Raw genomic sequence first — 20,973 nt, 5'->3', positions numbered from 1 at the left:
CAGGTTAACAACATTTTTTATTGATTACACATTGAAATAACAAAGGAAACATAAATGAATTACACTCATGAGACAATATCACATCTAAAGAGAAGTAGCCCTGCACAAGCAGAGTTTTATCAAGCTGTTGAAGAGGTATTAACGTCCTTAGCACCTATATTAGAAAGCAATAGTAAATACAGAGAAGAAGCGATAATTCAGCGAATTGTAGAGCCTGAGCGACAAATTATGTTTCGCGTGCCATGGGTTGATGATCAAGGTAACATTCAAGTCAATAAAGGTTATAGAGTAGAATTTAACTCAGCTTTAGGCCCTTATAAAGGCGGCTTACGATTTCACCCTTCCGTTAATGCAAGCATTATCAAATTTCTAGGATTTGAACAAATATTTAAGAATGCATTAACTGGGCTACCCATTGGTGGAGGAAAAGGTGGAGCTAATTTTATCCCAAACGGAAAGTCTAATGGTGAAATTATGAGATTTTGCCAATCATTTATGAGCGAACTTTATCGTCATATTGGCCCTCATGTTGACGTTCCCGCTGGAGATATAGGCGTTGGAGCTCGTGAAATCGGGTATATGTTTGGACAATATAAAAGGCTAACAGGCCGTTACGAAGGTGCATTGACTGGTAAAAGTTTACTTTGGGGGGGCTCATTAATGAGAAAGGAAGCGACTGGTTATGGGACTGTATATTTCGCTAATTATATGCTCAATGATAAGGGAGACAGCTTACACGGTAAGAAGTGTTTAGTTTCTGGGGCTGGTAACGTAGCAATCTATGCCATAGAAAAGTTATATCAATTAGGAGCGACTCCGTTAAGTTGTAGCGATTCACGAGGCACTATATACCATGATGAAGGTATCGACGTTAAGTTATTAAAAAGGCTAAAAGAAGTTAAACGTGACAGCTTAATTCATTATTTAGACGCCTACCCTAGTGCGAAATATACACCGGTATCTGATTACCCAACAGATGGCCATGCGGTATGGCGCTACAAGGCAGATGCAGCCTTTCCATGTGCAACTCAAAATGAATTAACTGAACAAGACGTGGTTGCATTAATTAATAATGGTTGTACTTTAGTCAGCGAAGGTGCAAACATGCCAACAACACGCGAAGCTATAAACGTTCTCCTTGAAGCAAACATTACTTATGGACCTGGGAAAGCTGCTAATGCAGGCGGCGTTGCAACAAGTCAATTAGAAATGGCACAAAATGCCAGTATGCAAAGGTGGACTTTCAATACCGTTGATGAACAATTACAACGCATTATGAAAAATATTTTTACCAACGCAAATGAAGTCAGTAAAGAATTCGGCCAACCTGGTAATTTAATACTTGGAGCTAATATCGCTGGTTTCCGCCGCGTTGCTGATGCCATGATTGAACAAGGAGTGGTGTAAAACACAAAAGTCATAGCATTAACAATGATTCATAAGCTTAAACAGAGTTATTTCAATATGTTGAGATTAATACCTTTAAATTTCAATATGTTGAATTAACCAATGTTAAAGGTATTTCAATAGAGATGCTGACTAAAAAGGTTAAAATAAACGCGATATACCCTCCGGAAACCTAGAATAAAAAAGGGGTTAGTGACTTTAATAAAGTCACTAACCCCTTTCTACATTTCTATATTTTTATATTTTTATATTTTTATATTTTTATATTTTTATATTTTTATATTTTTATATTTTTATATTTTTACGCTTCACTTTACCTTTGATTTCTTTTTCGAAATTTTTCAGGACAAAGGGGATAATAATTAGCATACTCAGCGATAAACTGTGCTGTGGTAACATTGGTTTGCTTAATAACATTGGTAGAGGCAACAACATTAAACGGTCTACCGAAACAATAACTTTTGCTTGACACTTTCAACCCAGAATCAATTTCTTTATATGCTAGCTTCGATGAACTGTCTTGTGTTTTTAGCACTTCTATGTGCGCTTGATCGATATCTGCACCATAAGCCGCTTTTAGTTGTGCAGGTTGCTTTTGCCACTCATCAAGACTAACCACATCGAAGATACGATCTTCAAACGATAAATGATAAATCGTATCGCCAACAGCTTTAACGACAAACTTCTGTGATTGCATAAGGTTAGATGGGTTTTGATAACGACATGTTCTCTCCCAAAGAGCGTATCTGATAGAGTGTGGCCTTGTCTGTTTTGGTATATCCAATCGCTTACATTGCCAATTTTTGCCTTTAGTGGCGATCATGTTATCAATGTCGCTTTTTGTGCTCATCATCGACACGCCCAAAATGTTAGAAAGTTTTGCTAAATCGGGCTGTGAAAGAACGTTGCCATTTTCATCGATAAGTTCGCTTAACGCAGAGAAAGGCAGTGACGTTGCTAGAATGAACAAAATGGTGTTTATTTTCATGATTATCCCTCATCAATAGTCGTTTATTGTCTAAAATAACGTCTCAAAAATTAACATAAGCTGAATACTGGTTAGCTGCTTCAATAGCTTAGTACATGTTTCAACGTTACTAAGGCATGTTTAGCTTGCAAGGTTTGTCAGCCGTTACGCAAGGTAAAGCCTTTGCCTAGTGTGTTGTCACAAACAAAGGCAATCATCAGTAAAAAACAAAGCAACACTGATTATGTTGTATTCCTGTGACAACATAATGACTATTTTAGAAATTTAATACTAAACGGGTAAACCCACAATTGACCGTTATTTGCTTTCAGTGCCGCAATAATCGCAAAAACAAAATTAAGAATCGCCAATAAAATAAAGCCAGCGATCCCAATAACAATAAACACTAAAATGCCACAAACAATCGAGTAAATAAACAAGCTAATCAACCAATTAACCGTTACTTTACCATGTTCATCAATCGCGCTATTTTTATCTTTATTCGTTGCCCACATCACAATAGGTAGTATAAATCCTAACCCTGGAATAATGATACTGGTTAACTGACTTAAATGAATGAGCATGCAATATGTATTTAGAGGCATGCCCCAATATTCTTCTCTATTATGTTCCATTTATATTCTCCTTGTTATGCTAACGAATAATTCTTTTAGGAAATGTTTTCTCGACAAACGATTTGGTAAAGGATTAGGTAATTAACACTTACACTAATCATTTACAGTCTCTTTCAACGATTAGCTTGTACGCTAAACACCATTGACATTGTCGTTGATAAATTCTACGCGATATAGTCTATATCAAGGATAAGTTTAACAACAAGCCTTTGATTTTAATAATACGTCTTTAGAAACCATGCATATTAAAACGATAATCATTAGCGTAGACGAATATTATGTAAAACAACTACCACGCGAAATACAGTATATTTTTATACATTAGCCACTAAGTTATTAACATTGTTTAATTTGCTCGTGAATTAATAATATTACCAACTGCTTCGTTAAAGTTGCGGCTTACCTTTAACTTAACATCATCCCCCATGTCTAATAGGCTTTCATTATTTTTCAGCGTTTGAATACTTTTTACACAGTTGATATTGATCAACGTTGATTTATGAATACGTTGAAACATATTGCTATCTAATTCACTTTCAAGTTTTTTCATGGTGATACGTACAATAAAATTTTCTTCCGTGGTGTGAATACACATATAATCGCCAGCAGCGTCTATCCAGCGAATATTCTTAACAGGTACAAACACTTTTTCATTTTTATCATTTTTAATCACTAATTCCTGACGATATTGAGAGGGCAACCTAGCACTACTACTTTCTAACCATTCTTCGAGTTCAGAGATTTCAAGCCCCGACGTTTCACCTAATGCCTTTAACAACCTAAATTTCTCTAAATCACGTTGTTGAGGTGTCAAACGTTCACGAATACGATCAACCGTTTTTTGCAACCGCCCGATATTGGCAGGCTTTAGAATATAATCGATTGCATTAAGCTCAAATGCTTCTAATGCATACTCACTGTAAGCACTTACAAACACAACAAGTGGCATAATATCAGCTTGTATAAGTTGAACGACTTCTAACCCACTAATGCCAGGCAGTCTTAAATCAATAAACAAAACGTCTGGTTGGCAACGTTGGCAGAGCTTAATCGCTTCATCTCCGTCGGTCGCTTCGCCAATTACGGTAACATCTTCAATCGCATCTAAACGTAATTTTAACCCCTCTATGGCTAAGGGTTCGTCATCGACAACAACAGCGGTAATTTTATTATTGGTCATGAGTCGTTACTTTTTGTAGAGGCATCACTATTTTCACACTGGTACCAGACGAACTTTGTTTAATTGAAATATGACTTTCTTCATTAAACATTGTCGCTAACCGTTCTTTGGTATTGGGTAAACCGATACCAAATCCAGGCGTTGATTCACGCGTATCTCCATTGCCTTGATCTTCAACACAGACATTAAGTTTATTATCTACTATTTTTGCAGAAATACTGACGACACCGTGTTCTTTTTGGCTTTCAATGCCATACTTGATTGCGTTTTCGACAATAGGCTGAAGAAATAAAGCAGGCACTCTTGCATTGTTAGCCGCGTCATCTACATCAAAAACCACACTTAATCGATCACCAAAGCGTACTTTCTCAATTGATAGGTACAGTGCTAATAACTCTATTTCTTTTGATAATGTACTTTCAACTTGTGCTTTTTGATCCAAAGAATACCGAAAAAAGGTACACAGTTTATCTAACATTTCTCCGGCTGTTGCATTGTCCTTTTTATAAATCAATGTTGAAATCGCATTCATCGTATTAAACATAAAATGCGGGCTTAATTGATACCGTAACATCTGCAACTGTGATTCTTTTGCAGACGTTTGTGCGCGTAGCAGCATTTCATGCTCTTTTTGCAGTTTATTGTTATAAAGCATAATGAAAAATATTGCCGTCCAGATAAACATGGTAGACAGTGAAAATAAAAACCAACCACCAAATTCCAGCATATTCCATTTTTCATACCAAACTTGATGGTAAACCACGGTTTTATACGACGCGAGCTTAATAACGTTGTAAATAATGCCAAGTAATGCAGCCGTGCCAAAACTTATAGTGAGGGTTTTCTTTAAAGGGAGATGTACCGTTTTTTGAATGACTAACCAAGAAACATAGCTCAAGACGAAACCACTCAGGATCTCTATCCCCAAATTGAGCACTTGCCCTGATAAGTTAAAGTTAGGATCATCAAACTGTGGCCGAATAATCGCAATGAACACCACTATTGCATAACCAATCCAACCACTTAATTGCAGCATCCAAAATTGCTGACTTTGCTTTGAAAAACCTTGAGGCTCTATTTGTAAGGTTGCATCTTGCATTACTGTTTGCATAAGGTACCTAACGCAATTTTTTTCTTAGTGTGTATTTAAACCTTGTAAACAATCAAGCATTTCGTTCACTTATTTTGTGTAAAAACATCATTAACTTTTGTTTACCTTTAATACATTCATACATAATTTTTAACATTTTCACACATGAAGCTTTTGCAACAGATCACAATTTTAGCGACACTATCAACAGCATTGTTAACTAAATAATAACAACATTGTCAAACACAATACCTATTCATCAAGGATAACAACATGAATAAAACCCTGATCGCCCTTATTGCAGGTAGTGCTATGCTCTCTTTAGCATCACAAGCGCTCGCAGACGAAGGTTATCAAAATCCGTCTCCAGCTATTGCTTCACTTGTCGATGCTAAACTCTCACCAACCACGCGTTTATCGCCAAATAAACAATGGATGGCATTTTTTGAGCGCCAGCGAATTGCATCACTCGACGAGTTAGCTAAACCAGAATTGAAATTAGCAGGTATCAAGCTAAACCCTGATAACTTTTCGCGTGCTCGACCTAGATCAAAATACCTATCTATCGCCTTCAAAAACTTAGCGTCTAACAAGGAAATTTCGTTAACAAATTTACCTAAAGGCAGAATTTTATCACCTTCTTGGTCACCCAATAGTGAACATCTTGCGTTTTTCATTGAACAAAGTAAACAAGCAAACTTGTTCATTTATTCAATTAAAACAGACACGTTACGAAAAGTTGATAACTTAGCATTAAATTCTGTTATTACATCAAGACCATACCGTTGGTTACCGGATAGTACAGCCATTATCGCTAACAAAGCCGTTAATATTACTGTTGAAGCGCCTGACGATAATGTCTCTAGTGCAGTCCCCATTGTGTCGCAAACAACAGGGGAAAAAGCGCCTGCACGTACTTATCAAAATTTACTTGCTACGCCACACGACAAAGCATTGTTTAAGTATTATGGTTTAGGTCAATTAGTAAAAGTATCGTTGCAAGGTAAGGTAACTAATATTGGCCAACCTGCACTCATTCGAGGGTTTAGAGTCTCTCCTGATGCTAAGAATATTCTTGTTGGGCACATTGAACAGCCATTTTCGTATTTAGTGCCTTATTCACGTTTTGCCACTACATGGCGAGTTGTTGATACGAGTGGCAAGCTGATAAAAGAAATCGTCCGCCAACCGCTTGCAGAAAACATTCCACAAGGGTTTGATAGTGTGCGAACAGGTAAACGTTCACTCTCTTGGCGCAACGATAAAGCCGCGACATTAGTATGGGCAGAGGCTCAAGATAACGGGTCAATGAAAGCTAAGGTTAAATACCATGATTTCATCTATACGCAAGCATCGCCTTTTACAGAAGCGCCTAAACTTTTTGCAAAACTAGATCGTCGTTATAACACCATTACATGGGGCAATGATCAAGTGGCTATGTTATCTGATTGGCGATTTAGTGATAGAAAAATACGTAGCTTTATCGTTAATCCTAATAACGCTGATGAAGGCCGCATAATCTTTGAAGATCGCTCCTATAACGATGCTTATAATGATCCTGGACGTGTGGTAAGAGAACAAAACGCCTTTGGACGATATACGCTTGCTATTCAAGACAATCGATATTTATTACTCACCGGTACTGGAGCATCTGATCAAGGCAATATTCCTTTTTTAGACAAGTACGATATTACCACACAGAAAAAAGAACGTTTATGGCACAGTGAAGCACCTTATTATGAGCGTGTTCGCGATGTTTTAGATACTGCTGGTACTAAGCTAATAACCGTCAGAGAATCTAAAACTGAGCAGCCAAACTTTTTTATTAGAGATTTAACGAAGAAATCTATTACTCAGTTTTCTGACTTCCCACATCCATACCCTTCCTTTACCAATGTTAAAAAGGAATTGGTAAAATATACCCGTGATGATGGCGTTGAACTTAGCGGTACGCTTTACCTTCCACCAGGTTATAAAACGTCTGACGGAACCTTACCTGTATTGATGTGGGCATACCCACTAGAGTACAAAGATAAAAGTGTCGCCTCACAAGTGCGAGAATCTCCCTATGAATTTACCTACATTGGTTATTGGGGCCCAATGCCTTATTTAGCAAAAGGCATAGCTATATTTGACGATCCAAAAATGCCTATTGTTGGTATAGAGGGTAAAGAGCCAAACGATACGTTCCGTAAACAATTGGTGTCTAGTGCACAGGCTGCAGTTGATGTATTAGTTGAAAAAGGCATTGCTGATAAAAACAATATTGCCATTGCCGGCCATTCATATGGTGCCTTTATGGTTGCAAATTTGTTAGCACATAGTGACTTATTTAAAACAGGTATTGCACGCAGCGGCGCCTATAACCGTTCACTGACACCGTTTGGCTTTCAAGGCGAAGAACGTAATTTCTGGGAAGGACAAGAGGTTTATGCCACGATGTCGCCGTTTTTTCATGCTGAGAAAATTAACGAGCCTATGCTTATGATCCACGGAAAAGAAGATCCAAATTCAGGTACGTTTCCGATGCAATCTGAACGCATGTACAATGCGTTAAAAGGTTTAGGTAAAGATGCTAGATTAGTGATGTTGCCGTATGAAGGACACGGCTACAGAGCAAGAGAAAGTATTTTACATGTACTTTGGGAGCAAGAGCGTTGGTTAGAAAACTATCTGATCGCTAAGTAATACTTCGTTATGACTAGACCTACGGTGAAGAAAGTCAACGTAGGTTTATATGAGTAAAGCGCTTCCTTGAAGGTACTAAACACAAAAAACCCGCTTGGTAATACCAAGCGGGTTTTCTTTATTTCAGTCAATCTAAGTAAATTAACGCTAAAGCGATAATTACTTCTTAGCCAACTTCTCTTTGATACGCGCAGAACGACCTGAACGCTCACGTAAGTAGTAGATTTTAGATTGACGAACATCACCGCGACGTTTAACTTCGATAGAATCGATTAACGGGCTATGTGTCTGGAATACACGCTCAACACCAACACCGCTTGAAATTTTACGTACGGTGAAAGCAGAATGTAAGCCACGGTTTTTAACAGCGATAACAACACCTTCAAACGCTTGAAGACGTTCTTTATCACCTTCTTTAACTTTTACTTGTACAACAACAGTATCGCCTGATGCGAATGCTGGTACATCTTTCTTCATTTGCTCTTCTTCAAGAGCCTTAATAATGTTACTCATAATAATACCTTCTCCTAGGATTCACGGTCTGTATCAGGTGACTGCTTAATTGTATTAAGCGCTTTTTCCTGTTCAGCCGTCAGAGCTAGGCCAGTTAAAAGTTCTGGTCTTCTAAGCCAAGTTCTTTCTAAAGATTTAAACTCTCGCCACTGTTTAATATGTTCGTGATTACCACTTAACAACACTTTAGGTACCGACTTACCGTCTAATACCTCTGGCCTTGTATAATGTGGACAATCAAGCAAGCCATCTGAAAACGAATCTTGTTCTGCAGATAACTCATGTCCCAATACACCAGGTACAAAGCGGGCAATTGCATCAATCATATTCATCGCGGGTAATTCACCACCACTTAAAACATAATCGCCAACCGACCATTCTTCATCAACATGTGATTCGATAAGTCGCTCGTCAATGCCTTCATAACGTCCTGCTATAAATATCAGTCGGTCATGATGTGCTAATTCACTTACACCAGTTTGGTCAAGCCTACGTCCTTGCGGCGACAAATAAATGACCTTTGCGCGCTCACCGCCACGTAGCGAAACATCTTTATCTGCTTCAGCTTTTGCGGCATTTATCGCATCTCGTAATGGTTGCACCATCATTAACATACCTGGACCACCGCCATAAGGACGATCATCAACAGTACGATGTTTATCGTGTGTAAAGTCTCTTGGGTTCCACTTGTGAAACTCAATCAACCCATTACGTATCGCTCGGCCTGTCACCCCATACTCGGTTATTGCATCAAACATTTCTGGAAAAAGGCTAATCACCCCAATCCATAATTTGCTGTTACTCACGAGTTAAAAACCTGGATCCCAGTCAACACAAATTTGTTTATCTTCTAAGCTCACCGTCTTAACAACTTGATCTTCAAGATAAGGAATTAACCTTTCCTTTTTACCAAAGCCATCATTTCGGTTTGCTTTTACAACCAGTACGTCGTTTGAGCCTGTTTCCAATAAATCAGAAACTTGCCCTAAGTCATAACCTTTGTCAGTAACAACGGTCATGCCGATTAGGTCTCGCCAGTAAAACTCGCCATCAGGGAGCTCAGGTAAAGTTGCTTTATCAACATAAATTTCAGCGCTCACCAACGTTTGTGCAACGTCCCGATCGTCAATATTGTCAATCTTAACCACTAAACCTTTATTATGCTTTCGCCAATCAGTTACTTCGACTGTTTGTACTTTATTTCCTAATTTTAAAGACCAAGGAAAATAGTCAAGAATAGCTTCTTGATCTTGAGTAAAAGAATGAACTTTTAACCACCCCTTAACACCATAGACTGCGCCTATTTTGCCAACAATGATTTGTTCATTACTTATTACTTCAGTCATTACTATTCACTTATCTTATGCTGCAGCTTGAGCATCTTTTACAAGCTTTGCCACACGATCAGATAAACCAGCGCCTTGTGCAACCCAATGGTTTACACGATCAAGGTCTAAACGCAATTTTTCTGCTTGACCTTGTGCTGAAGGGTTGAAGAAACCAATCTTCTCGATGAAACGACCATCGCGAGAGTTACGGCTATCTGCAACAACTACCTGATAGAATGGACGCTTTTTTGCGCCGCCACGGGCTAAACGAATGGTAACCATATCGTCCTCTATATATTAATGTTAAAACGAATTTCCAGACACTTCCTGACACATAAGGTGACAGAAAAGCTCGCGTATTCTACGCTTTTTCAGCCAGAAAGCAAGTAATAGTCATCCAATTGCCATTATCTTTAGAGAAAGGAACTAGGGGGGGTTAAGCCATATTTACGATATATGGGCTGCAACACATTGGCATCTAGCGCTCGTTGTAAAAGTTGATTAAGTTCATTAACGCTAATAGAGGCCGAGTTAGGTACAATAAAGTGGCGTGTATATTGGGTATCTATACGATTTGACACTAATATCAGCTGTTTAACTGTTGGGTACTGTTTAAAAAACCAATTGAGTGCAGTTTCGCTAACAATCGCAATATCAACCCGATTTGCCGCAGTCATTCTTATACTCGCTTCTTCTGTTCTTACCATTGTTGCATCATAATGCTCAGTAAGTGTGGATATCTCAATATCAAACTCGGTTAGTTTGTAATGATAACCAATGACTAACGCTAACGATTTATTCTTTAATGTCTCAAAATACTGCTGAGATTTAGTTTTATTTGCATAAGTAATATAGACGTCTTTAGAGCTCACAATGGGAGCAGTACTTTGAACAGGCTTTTCGCGCCACCCCCAATTGAGGTTATCCCACATCATAATATCAATTAAGCCATCATTTAATGCTTTTTGCTTGCGTTTAGAGGGTATTTCAACGGCGACAAAATGAAACGTTTGTTGAAATTTATTCAATGCCGCCAAGATTTCAGGCCCTGCACCAAAGAATTGTTGATGATTTCCAATAAGAAATGGCGGTCGAATGCTTAACCCTACATTTATTTTGATGGTTGTTGCTACTGGTGTTTCACTATTTAAAGGATCGCTAAAAACGTTACAAGAAGTAAAAATTAACGCGAAACACAACGTTATGTGGCGAATTTGCTTGTCTATCATCGACATTCCTTGTATTGGCATTCTATCTTTCAGCCGTAAAAAAGGCAGCCAATGCTGCCTTTTTTAGTGTAGACGTTATCGGCCGAAACCTCCAAAACCACCAGGTCCTCCCGGAGGCATCATACCTTTCATGGAACGCATCATCTTTTGCATCCCACCTTTACCAGACATTTTCTTCATCATTTTTTGCATTTGGGTAAACTGCTTTAGCAATTTATTAACGTCTTGAATTTGTGTGCCTGAGCCCGCCGCTATACGACGCTTTCTAGAACCTTTGATGATCTCTGGACGTTCACGTTCTTTCGGTGTCATTGAATTAATAATCGCTTCCATTCGGATAGTAACTTTATCATCCATTTGGCCCTTTATTTGCTCTGACATATTACCCATCCCCGGTAACTTATCTACAAGGCCCATCATACCACCCATGTTTTTCATTTGTACGAGCTGATCGCGAAAGTCCTCTAGCGAAAACCCCTTTCCTGACTTAACTTTCTTGGCAAGTTTTTCTGCTTGTTTACGATCAACTTTTTGTTCAACTTCTTCAATAAGTGACAGTACATCACCCATGCCAAGAATACGTGATGCAATTCGATCAGGATGGAATGGTTCAAGCGCTTCAATTTTTTCACCAACACCCATAAATTTAATCGGCTTTCCTGTGATATGCCTGATCGAAAGCGCTGCACCACCACGAGCATCACCATCAGTTTTGGTTAGGATAACCCCCGTTAATGGTAACGCATCGTTAAAAGCTTTTGCGGTATTTGCGGCATCTTGGCCAGTCATGGCATCAACAGTAAACAAGGTTTCGATTGGTTCAATTGCCGCATGTAACGCTTTAATTTCATCCATCATGTCGCCATCAATATGTAATCGACCAGCGGTATCAACAATTAACACATCAAAATAGTGGTTTCTGGCGTGCGCTATCGCGGCATTAGCAATGTCGATGGGATTTTGTTTAATATCACTGGGGAAAAAATCAACCCCAACATCAGACGCAAGTGTCTCTAACTGCTTAATTGCGGCCGGGCGATATACGTCAGCACTGACCACCAATACTTTTTTCTTTTCTCTTTCTTTTAAATACTTAGAGAGTTTGGCTACAGAAGTGGTTTTACCCGCACCTTGCAAACCTGCCATTAATACAACCGCTGGTGGCGTCGCTTTTAGGTTTAATGATTCATTAATCTCACCCATGGCAATTTCGAGTTCTTTTTGAACAATTTTAACGAATACTTGCCCTGGCGTTAGGCTTTTTGAAACATCTTGTCCTACCGCACTTTCTTTTACTTTTGCAATAAATTCACGGACAACAGGCAAGGCTACGTCAGCTTCTAAAAGTGCCATTCGCACTTCACGTAACGTATCTTTAATGTTGTCTTCAGTAAGTCTACCTCGACCACTGATATTTTTAAGGGTCTTCGTTAAGCGATCTGATAAATTCTCGAACATGTATCACTCTGGCCAATTGCGGTTTGGAGAAAATTTACCTCATATTATACGCGTGAGGTAAATAAGCGAAAGTATAAAATGGCATCATAATTTAAAATTTCAATCTTATTGCCAACATAATTTATGGGAGATAAACCTGACTTCACTAAATCAAACTGACCTCTTAACATCTTAATACAATAGTATGTATCGTATTATTACAATAACGTTAAGCATAACGTATTCATTCTGAACAGATAAACGTAGCAAGCATTGGCTATTTTTATTATGATGAGTCAGTAAATATGTTCTTATTTCAATTGTGATGTTTATTGATAAACATTTACAGTGTTTTTACGCATTCAAAAATAAAGGAATACTTGTTTGGATTTTTCGTCAATTTGCAGTTTAGTTGCTTTCATTTGCTACGTCACTGCAACAGTAGCCGTTGTTTTCCGCTTGTTTCACCCAAAGGGGCCTAATATTGTTAAGGTCTTACTTATTGGCTCTCTTGCAATTGTTGGCCATACCTTAGCAACCACTCACTTCTTATTTGCGGAACAAAATCTTAATTTTGCATTACCAAATGTGATCTCTTTAGTCAGTCTCGTTATTAGCTTAACGGTTACTGCTATGGCGTTAAAATATAAAGTTAATTTATTATTGCCGGTCGCATATAGTTTCGCAGGTCTGTGGCAACTCACTTCAATTTTTATTCCTCATAGTAGTAATATTTTGCTGCCTACCGCTAATTTCGCGATTGCTAGCCATATTATTTTAGCATTGGTCGCCTACTGTATTCTTATTATTGCCATGCTGTACGCTTTCCAAGTTGCCTACATAAATATGAAACTCAAAGATAAAAACTTAATTGCAGTGAGTCACCTACCTCCATTAATGCAAGTTGAAGGACAATTATTTACTATACTTGCCATTGGCACCTTAGGTTTATTATTAAGCCAACTTGTTGGTTTTGTTTTTCTAAATGACTTTTTAGCTAACAATGCACACAAAACCGTATTATCATTGGCAGCATTAGCACTATATAGTGTTACTTTATGGGGTCATTTTAAATTAGGTTGGCGTGGTCATCGCGTGTTAGTCTTGATCATATCTGCCTCAACATTACTTACACTTGCCTATTTTGGCAGTCGCTTTGTGAAAGAGTTTTTATTATCTTAAAATTTAAGTTATAACTAACCCTTAATATAAAGCGCATTTGTTTGGCAACATAGGACCCCATATTTGGATACCATCTCAACGAGTATGCTATTTCTTATTCTCAGCATACTAATTCTAATCTCAGCGTACTTTTCTGGTTCAGAAACAGGCATGATGTCGTTAAATCGATACAAGCTACGCCATTTAGAAAAGCAAAAGCATAAAGGCGCAAAACGAGTCGGCAAACTATTAAGTCGCCCTGACCAACTTATCGGCTTAATTTTGATTGGAAATAACTTGGTTAATGTATTTGCCTCGCTCATAGCTGGTATTATTGCAGAGCGCTTAATAGGTGATGCAGGTATTTTCTATGCCGGTCTAATATTAACATTAGTGATTTTAATTTTTGCAGAAGTAACACCTAAAACTTTGGCAGCACTAAATCCTGAGAAAGTGGCATTTCCGAGTTCAATACTATTAACACTGCTATTAAAACTGTTTTACCCGCTAGTTGTCGCAGTAAACTGGATAACCAATGGCATACTCGCCTTATTAGGAGTTAGTCGTGAAGAACGAGAATTACACAGCCTAAGTTCTGAGGAATTACGCACAGTAGTAAATGAATCAGGTGCTTTATTAGCGGAACGCGATCAAAGCATGTTGGTAAGCATCTTAGACTTAGAAAAAGTAACTGTAGAAGACATTATGATCCCACGAAGTGAGTTAGTGGGGATAGATATCAACGAAGATTGGAAAAAAATCCAAAAGCAATTAACACAAGCCACACACACACGTGTACTTTTATACCGCGATACCATTGATGACGTAGTCGGTTATGTTCACATGCGTGATGCTTTAAAGCTATTGTCTAAAAACCAGTTTACCAAAGCAACATTACTAAGAGCGGTTCGAGAACTATATTTTATTCCCGAAGGTACAACGTTAAATGTACAAATATTAAAGTTTCAGCACGCTAAAGAGCGCCTCGGATTGGTTGTAGATGAGTATGGGGATATTCAGGGGTTAGTGACGCTAGAAGATATACTCGAAGAAATCGTCGGTGACTTTACCACAACAAAAGAACCAGCCCCATCTGAAGAAGTGCATATTCAACCCGATGGTAGTTATTTGGTTGATGGTAGTGCAACCGTTAGAGACATTAATAAAGAAATGGACTGGCATTTCCCTACAGACGGTCCTAAAACACTTAATGGTCTTGTTCTAGAATACTTAGAAGATATACCTGAAGCTAAACTCAGTGTGCGTATTGCTGGTTATCCTCTCGAAATTGTAGATGTAACAGATAATATGATTAAAACTGTACGTATAATCCCAGCGTATTACCTTAAAGAAGCCAACCCAAAAGATTAGGGTCTGTTGAACTTTCGCGTTTATTTTTGCAGCAGTTTATTGGTATTTAGACAAGGCATTGCGATTAATATGTGGTTATTCCACATGAAAAAGCAATAACGACGTATAAATGACAAAAAACGCTGCCCTCTGGGTTCAGCTAAACGCTATTTCTTCATCGTTGTTCGCAATTTACATGGAATAACCATGCGACATTGCTCACGCCTTGAACAAAAAGCGTTTAGTTCGAACAAAATTTAATCTCAAAAGTTCAACAGACCCTAATGAAGTAGCGGTTTTTCAAAACGGCTACTTCTGTCGAATGAGCATATACATCTCGCCTAATATTTTTTCATCAATATGACTAGCCCAAAAAAATAACCACAAAGTTATCCACAGACAATAGCAACAATTAACATTTCCACAATTTCTGTGGATAACAAATGCAAAGCCATAAAACATCAGGGCTCAGTATTTGCAATATTTTTTTAGAAAAAAAATGAAGTTTTTTTAACATTTTTTTTAAATCCATACCTCACGTGAGCTGGCAGCAAATTTCAATAAAAATAACGGCTTTGGCAAGAAAAATGCTTTGATAGCTGGTAATGAAAGCGCATAACAGGATTGTTAAATTTTTGCACTTTTCTACGAAAAACTAGGTATATAAAAAAGTTGTTTTTTACGATTATTACACTAAATTGAGATTATTAAACAAAGCACTAATCGCTTTGTTTATCGACAATACTCACTAAATTTGCCGATAAAAATAGCACTTTGCATAAAAGTTATCCAAAGGCCGGTGAAACAGTGGGTTTCACCTATCTTTAGCCAAACAACCAGCGCCATAAACTGCTTTCATTCAATTCAGCTTCACACGACTTCAGTTGGCTACTATAGCGTCTTGAACGATTATCTACGATTCGAGCAACTTTAACTAACCAGCGCTTCTTTTTATAAGATTTTCGCTTAAAGCCACCCCAACCTTCATGATAATTTAAATATTGGTTATATGCGTCCCACTTTGAAACACGATTAATTTTGTTTGTTTTGAAAATAAACCAGGCCATAAAATCAATCGCATCGTCAAAATCATCTCGATCTGCCCCAGAATTGCCCGTTTCACGAATATAGTCTTGCCAAGTCATGGTCTTTGCTTGCGAATAGCCGTAAGCAGTACTTACACGCCCCCAAGGAATAAAACCAAGTAAATAGTCACGAGGCGGTAATGCATCATCTTTAAATGAACTCTCTTGATACATCATGCTCATTGGTACATGAATTGGAGTTCCCCATCGTTCACGTGCATCTTTAGCGGCGAAATACCAATCTCTATGTTCTCTAAAAATTTCACATAAATTCTCAGGATTTTTTGGCGGCGGTGTAGCACAGCTACTTAGAAATAACGTTGAAATTAATACAATAAAAGAAACAACTATTTTATTCATAAAGCCCAAGACTACAGATTTTTAACGATTTTTATAATGCCAGAAAACTGGCATTTTACCAAAATGAAAAAAAATTATTTTTTCTTTGAACTTTTTTAAAATACACCACTCTTACCTTACAAGACTTTCATATTGTGTTTCCCTTGAACATCTTAATAGCGCATTTTTTAATGCGCTTTTTTTTATCTAATTTTTGAACTTATTGAGATTAAGCGACTCTCACTTTATGAGAAGTTAATTCCCTTAGTGTTTCATGTTTAGTTATGCGCATTTTAAAGATGCGCTTTTTTTTGTTTATTTTTTGAACTTTAACTCACTCATAAGCTCTAATGTATTGAAGGTGTTATTCTCTTATGTTTCATGAACGATTCGCGCGTTAATTTTTATTAACGCGTTTTTTTATGTTTTTTAATCACTTAATTCATAATACAGGCTTATTGTGCGTTTTTATTTAAATAATTTGCATAAAAATTGAACTTTCATTTAAACACCCTGTCTTACTACTTGAGAGCAAAACACCTCCCTGGACTGCTTTCTTTTATTTGAGGCGCGTTACCCTAACGCGCTTTTTTTTGCCCAAAAAAAAGGAGCTTAAAGCTCCTTTTTAATATTGGTGGCATTTACTGCGCGAAGTATTCCGTTAGAAAATCATCAAAAGGTAAAGTGTCACTTTGTTCAATGTCTTTTTGTTGATCTATAGACTTTTTAGCTTGCTCATTAAAATAAGCTTCACTATAAAAGCGATAATCACTGTTCAATGCCTCGTCTCTGTATGTAACTGCTTGCTGTAACGTAAAATCGGTTAAGCTTTGTTTGTTATCATTAACAACGCGCAGTAATTTTGCCGATGGCGTTTTATCTGGATCATTAATTTTTTCGAATTCAAAAGCTAACGCTTTTTGATATTTATCTGAACCATTTGCGTTATCTAGCAACATAGCTACCGATTTCATTTCTTCAAATATTGCCGTACCCCATTCTTTAACAGATACTTTGTCACCGTTATGATCCAACAAAAGCTTTGGATCTCTACCTCGTACAACAACGTCATCCATATTTTTTTCACATACACTTTGTACTTCACAAAGTGATTCAGGACTTTCTTTAAGTGCGCAATAGGTCAAAAACACATCCAGAAAGTAGATTTGCTGTTCACTTATGCCAGTATCCACAAAAGGATTAACATCTAGCGCTCTAACTTCAACGTATTGAACACCTCTACGACTTAACGCTTGTGAGGGCTTTTCGCCTGAATTAGCCACTTGTTTAGGTCTTACGGGGGCGTACAATTCATTTTCTATCTGAAGTACATTAGCATTTAACTGCTGGTAAGTATCACCAACTTTTACACCAATTTCAGCGAACTTATCGGAGCTCAAACTAATGGCTTCTTGCACACCTGAAATGTATTCATCAATGTTGTTATAACAAATTCTAAGCGCTGACTGTTCACTATTGGTATAACCAAGGTCACTCATACGTAAACTTGTAGCATGTTCCAGGTAAATATAACCACTCTCAGACTTTTTAAAAGGTAAGTTGGTCTCTTTACCTTGTAAAAAAGAAGGACAGATTGCAGGAGAGCTGCCATATAAATAAGGGATTAGCCAACAGTAACGCTTATAATTTCGCAATAAGGCAAAATAGCCCGCTGAAATGTAGTCTTGCTCGCTTAAAGAAGAATCTTCGGTTGATTTTAACGTTTGCCAAAATGACTTGGGAAATGAAAAATTAAAGTGAATGCCTGCAATAACTTGCATCATACTTCCGTATCTATTTTTAAGCCCTTGTCGATAGATAGATTTCATTTTACCAATATTTGATGTGCCGTAATACGCTAAGGCAATATTATCTTCATCATCAACAAAGCATGGCATACTGGTAGGCCAAATAAGTTCGCCATCAATATTCGAAAGTGTAAACTTTTGGATGTCTTTTAATTGCGAGATAGTTTGCTCGACAGAGTAGCTTACCGGCGTAATAAACTCTAACAAGCCTTCGGCATAATCGGTCGTGATATGAGGATGTGTCAGGGCAGAACCTAAAGCCTGATAATGGCCATGTTCTGATAACTTCCCTTCGGCCAATACTCTTAATCCTTCGCGTTCGATGCCACGTCCAATCTCAGTTAACGCTGCTTTATTACGTTCCTCGCCAAGAACGCTAATTTTCTGTTGAAAAGATAATGTCAAAATGGGTCCTATTGCATCGAGCGATTTCTGCCTAAAGATGTATGGCTAAAAGATTGCTTTTCAATGCTTAGTTATCAATTGTTATTAAAAACATTACTACCAGTCAATGTTTACGGGGGTTGTACTTAATTAAATATTCGCTACGATAATATTTTGCACGTAATTAATGACCGACGATTTAAAAATTAACTTACAGACAAATGTAATCTTTATGCAAATATTAGTTCCACTGTTTCTAATAATAGCAACTTAAGGTAAAGTTGGGCGCAAAACAATCATCATCGTAATTTCATGCAAGACAGTCCATTAAGTCTACTTCCTCCAATCATTGCCATTGCCATCGCTATTTGGCGAAAAAACGCTTTACTGGCGCTATTTTTCGGCATTGTGTTGTGCTTTATAATGATTGAAAACTGGCAGCCTGTCGACGGTTTGATAAGTAGTGCAAATGGTTTAATTGGTGTTTTTGATTCATTAGGCAACATTTATATCGTTAGCTTCAGTTTACTCATTGGTGCTTTAGTTACACTCATGAACCAATCAGGCGCGGTAGAAGGTTTTATCAACTCATTAGCACGTTTAAATGTAGTTAAAAATTCAAAGCAAGCTGCTCTTTTACCTACGTTTGTGGGCACTACTATCTTTACTGATACCAACCTAAGTATCTTTACTGCAGGTATGGCAAGTCAGTCTTTGTTTGATAAATACAAGTTAAGCCGGGCAAGACTTGCTTATTTAATTGATTCAACATGTGCCCCCATAAGCATATTATTCTTAATAAATGGTTGGGGAGCGTATGTACTTGGCTTACTAGATGGTCACCAGCTCTCAGATCCTGTTGGTATACTGATTGGTACGATTGCTTATAACTTTTATGCCATCATTGCTGTCATTTTTGCCTATTATACCGCTGCAAGTGGCAAAGCTTTTGGTCCATTGAAACACGCCAAGTCACTCATTGTGAGCCAAGAAAGCCAAGTTACAAAAAATGAAGCGCCTGCCATTATAATGTGGTTACCTCTATTATCATTGCTTACTATTACCCTTGCGCTGCTATGGATTACGGGCGATGGTGATTTGAGACAAGGTTCAGGATCTTTTTCGGTATTCTGGGCAATTGTAAGCGCAGTTTTCATCTTGATTTTCATGATTAAAGGCTTTGGCGCAATGTCATGGAAAAACATTATTAAATACACGTTATTAGGTATAAAACATATGGCGCCAGCTGTCGCGATATTGGTCCTATCATTTGCTTTTGGCGATGCAATAAAGTCGTTGGGGACAGGGTTGTACGTCAGTCAATTATTAAACCTTGAAGTACCTTTGTTTTTCATTGCCCCTATTTTATTTTTGGCTGCAGGCTTCATGGCTTTTGCAACGGGTACTTCTTGGGGCACATTCGCTATTTTAGTGCCAATTGCCGTACCTCTTGCCCAACAAACAGGATTGCCTATCGAGTTTTTGGTTGCTGCAGTATTAGGTGGTGGCATCTTTGGTGACCATGCTTCACCTATTTCTGACACCACTGTGGTTGCCTCTATTGCCAGTGGCTGTGATCATTATGAGCATGTAAAAACCCAATTACCCTATGCGTTAACTGCCGGTGGTATTACGTTAATTATGTACACCATAATAGGATTTAATCTCTAACTATGTTGCTACCAATTGTTGATAATCAACAGCATTTCATTGTTATTGATAAACCTGCTGGCATCGGTTTTCACGATGAAGGAGACGTTTTAGGTGTTCACAGCCTACTTAAAAAACAATTGCTATTAGCTGAGCTATACCCTTTACATCGCCTTGATAAAATGACCTCTGGGCTATTAATTTTTGCGAAAAATAAACTTACGGCACAGGCATTCCAACGACTGTTCGAACAACGAGAAATCGAAAAGTATTATCTCGCGGTCTCTGATAAAAAGCCCAAAAAGAAGCAAGGTTTAATTATTGGAGACATGCAAAAAAGTAGGCGTGGAATGTGGAAATTACTACGTTCAAAAGATAACCCTGCAGTTACACAGTTTTTTAGCTATTCCTTACCCGAAGCCGTGCGTTTGTTTATTATAAAACCACACTCAGGAAAAACGCACCAAATACGTGTCGCATTAGCCAGTATTGGTAGCCCGATATTAGGTGATCACTATTATGCAAAATCCCAAGCAGATAGAGGCTACTTACATGCTTTTGCGTTGTCATTTAGCTATAGTGGAAAACAATATCGCTACCGGTTGCTGCCAACTAATGGGCTTTATTTTCTCACCAGTGAATGCTTGACTAAAATTAACGAAATAACGCCGCCATGGAAGCTAGCTTGGCCAACTTATAAAACATAGCACTTAACAAATAAA

Annotated in this window: 18 protein-coding genes; 6 read left to right on the top strand and 12 right to left on the bottom strand. The window is 37.9% G+C overall.

All coding sequences use genetic code 11. The features are described from left to right. Window positions 1–54 precede the first annotated feature (54 nt). A complete protein-coding gene (gene gdhA / locus QUE09_RS03185; RefSeq protein WP_286234759.1) occupies window positions 55–1,407 on the top strand; it encodes an NADP-specific glutamate dehydrogenase in 1,353 nt (450 codons plus the stop codon). A gap of 313 nt (window positions 1,408–1,720) precedes the next feature. Here gdhA and QUE09_RS03180 read toward each other — a convergent pair whose 3' ends face one another. The 4 genes from QUE09_RS03180 to QUE09_RS03165 all read right to left on the bottom strand — a co-directional run bounded on the left by QUE09_RS03180 (window position 1,721) and on the right by QUE09_RS03165 (window position 5,300). Further along, complete coding sequence (locus QUE09_RS03180; RefSeq protein WP_286234758.1) at window positions 1,721–2,395, bottom strand: hypothetical protein; 675 nt, start codon at window positions 2,393–2,395, stop codon at window positions 1,721–1,723. Between the two features lie 251 nt (window positions 2,396–2,646). Continuing rightward, window positions 2,647–3,009: a DUF4870 domain-containing protein gene (locus QUE09_RS03175; protein WP_286234757.1), complete on the bottom strand. Its 363-nt coding sequence runs from the start codon at window positions 3,007–3,009 to the stop codon at window positions 2,647–2,649. A 346-nt stretch (window positions 3,010–3,355) separates the two neighbouring features. Beyond that, complete coding sequence (locus QUE09_RS03170) at window positions 3,356–4,189, bottom strand: LytR/AlgR family response regulator transcription factor (protein ID WP_286234756.1); 834 nt, start codon at window positions 4,187–4,189, stop codon at window positions 3,356–3,358. Then, window positions 4,179–5,300: a sensor histidine kinase gene (locus QUE09_RS03165; protein ID WP_286234755.1), complete on the bottom strand. Its 1,122-nt coding sequence runs from the start codon at window positions 5,298–5,300 to the stop codon at window positions 4,179–4,181. The genes QUE09_RS03170 and QUE09_RS03165 overlap by 11 nt, the downstream gene beginning before the upstream one ends. 252 nt (window positions 5,301–5,552) lie before the next feature. Here QUE09_RS03165 and QUE09_RS03160 point away from each other — a divergent pair, with 252 nt between their 5' ends. Continuing rightward, a complete protein-coding gene (locus QUE09_RS03160) occupies window positions 5,553–7,967 on the top strand; it encodes an alpha/beta hydrolase family protein (protein ID WP_434017269.1) in 2,415 nt (804 codons plus the stop codon). A gap of 159 nt (window positions 7,968–8,126) precedes the next feature. Here the strand turns inward: QUE09_RS03160 and rplS are convergent, their stop codons facing one another. From rplS to ffh, 6 genes are all read right to left on the bottom strand, one after another. Continuing rightward, window positions 8,127–8,480 carry a 50S ribosomal protein L19 gene (gene rplS, locus QUE09_RS03155; RefSeq protein WP_286234754.1) on the bottom strand — a complete coding sequence of 118 codons (354 nt, stop codon included), beginning with the start codon at window positions 8,478–8,480 and terminating at the stop codon, window positions 8,127–8,129. 14 nt (window positions 8,481–8,494) lie between these two features. Then, window positions 8,495–9,286, bottom strand: coding sequence for a tRNA (guanosine(37)-N1)-methyltransferase TrmD (gene trmD, locus QUE09_RS03150; protein ID WP_286234753.1), 792 nt, complete (start codon window positions 9,284–9,286; stop codon window positions 8,495–8,497). A gap of 3 nt (window positions 9,287–9,289) precedes the next feature. Next, window positions 9,290–9,826, bottom strand: coding sequence for a ribosome maturation factor RimM (gene rimM, locus QUE09_RS03145; protein WP_286234752.1), 537 nt, complete (start codon window positions 9,824–9,826; stop codon window positions 9,290–9,292). Window positions 9,827–9,841: 15 nt separating this feature from the next. Beyond that, window positions 9,842–10,090 carry a 30S ribosomal protein S16 gene (gene rpsP, locus QUE09_RS03140; protein WP_286234751.1) on the bottom strand — a complete coding sequence of 83 codons (249 nt, stop codon included), beginning with the start codon at window positions 10,088–10,090 and terminating at the stop codon, window positions 9,842–9,844. A gap of 131 nt (window positions 10,091–10,221) precedes the next feature. Further along, entirely contained in the window at window positions 10,222–11,037 is an 816-nt protein-coding gene (locus QUE09_RS03135) for a substrate-binding periplasmic protein (RefSeq protein ID WP_286234750.1), read from the bottom strand. A 75-nt stretch (window positions 11,038–11,112) separates the two neighbouring features. Beyond that, window positions 11,113–12,495 carry a signal recognition particle protein gene (gene ffh / locus QUE09_RS03130; protein ID WP_286234749.1) on the bottom strand — a complete coding sequence of 461 codons (1,383 nt, stop codon included), beginning with the start codon at window positions 12,493–12,495 and terminating at the stop codon, window positions 11,113–11,115. Window positions 12,496–12,858: 363 nt separating this feature from the next. Here ffh and QUE09_RS03125 point away from each other — a divergent pair, with 363 nt between their 5' ends. Together QUE09_RS03125 and QUE09_RS03120 are read left to right on the top strand one after the other, a co-directional pair. Beyond that, window positions 12,859–13,656 (top strand): cytochrome C assembly family protein, encoded by a 798-nt coding sequence (locus QUE09_RS03125; protein WP_286234748.1) that lies wholly within the window; start codon window positions 12,859–12,861, stop codon window positions 13,654–13,656. A gap of 63 nt (window positions 13,657–13,719) precedes the next feature. Further along, a complete protein-coding gene (locus tag QUE09_RS03120; RefSeq protein WP_286234747.1) occupies window positions 13,720–15,006 on the top strand; it encodes an HlyC/CorC family transporter in 1,287 nt (428 codons plus the stop codon). Window positions 15,007–15,809: 803 nt separating this feature from the next. Here QUE09_RS03120 and QUE09_RS03115 read toward each other — a convergent pair. Continuing rightward, window positions 15,810–16,430: a transglycosylase SLT domain-containing protein gene (locus QUE09_RS03115; RefSeq protein WP_286234746.1), complete on the bottom strand. Its 621-nt coding sequence runs from the start codon at window positions 16,428–16,430 to the stop codon at window positions 15,810–15,812. A 620-nt stretch (window positions 16,431–17,050) separates the two neighbouring features. Further along, a complete protein-coding gene (gshA, locus tag QUE09_RS03110; protein WP_286234745.1) occupies window positions 17,051–18,622 on the bottom strand; it encodes a glutamate--cysteine ligase in 1,572 nt (523 codons plus the stop codon). Between the two features lie 291 nt (window positions 18,623–18,913). Here gshA and QUE09_RS03105 point away from each other — a divergent pair, with 291 nt between their 5' ends. Together QUE09_RS03105 and QUE09_RS03100 are read left to right on the top strand one after the other, a co-directional pair. After that, window positions 18,914–20,272: a Na+/H+ antiporter NhaC family protein gene (locus QUE09_RS03105; protein ID WP_286234744.1), complete on the top strand. Its 1,359-nt coding sequence runs from the start codon at window positions 18,914–18,916 to the stop codon at window positions 20,270–20,272. A 2-nt stretch (window positions 20,273–20,274) separates the two neighbouring features. Then, entirely contained in the window at window positions 20,275–20,958 is a 684-nt protein-coding gene (locus QUE09_RS03100; protein WP_286234743.1) for a TIGR01621 family pseudouridine synthase, read from the top strand. The last annotated feature ends 15 nt before the right edge of the window (window positions 20,959–20,973 follow it).

Origin of the sequence: Thalassotalea sediminis, from assembly GCF_030295915.1 — a bacterium.
GTDB lineage: Bacteria > Pseudomonadota > Gammaproteobacteria > Enterobacterales > Alteromonadaceae > Thalassotalea_C > Thalassotalea_C sediminis.
The sequence above is the reverse complement of the archived record's forward strand: the minus strand, read 5'-3'. Positions and strand labels throughout refer to the sequence as shown.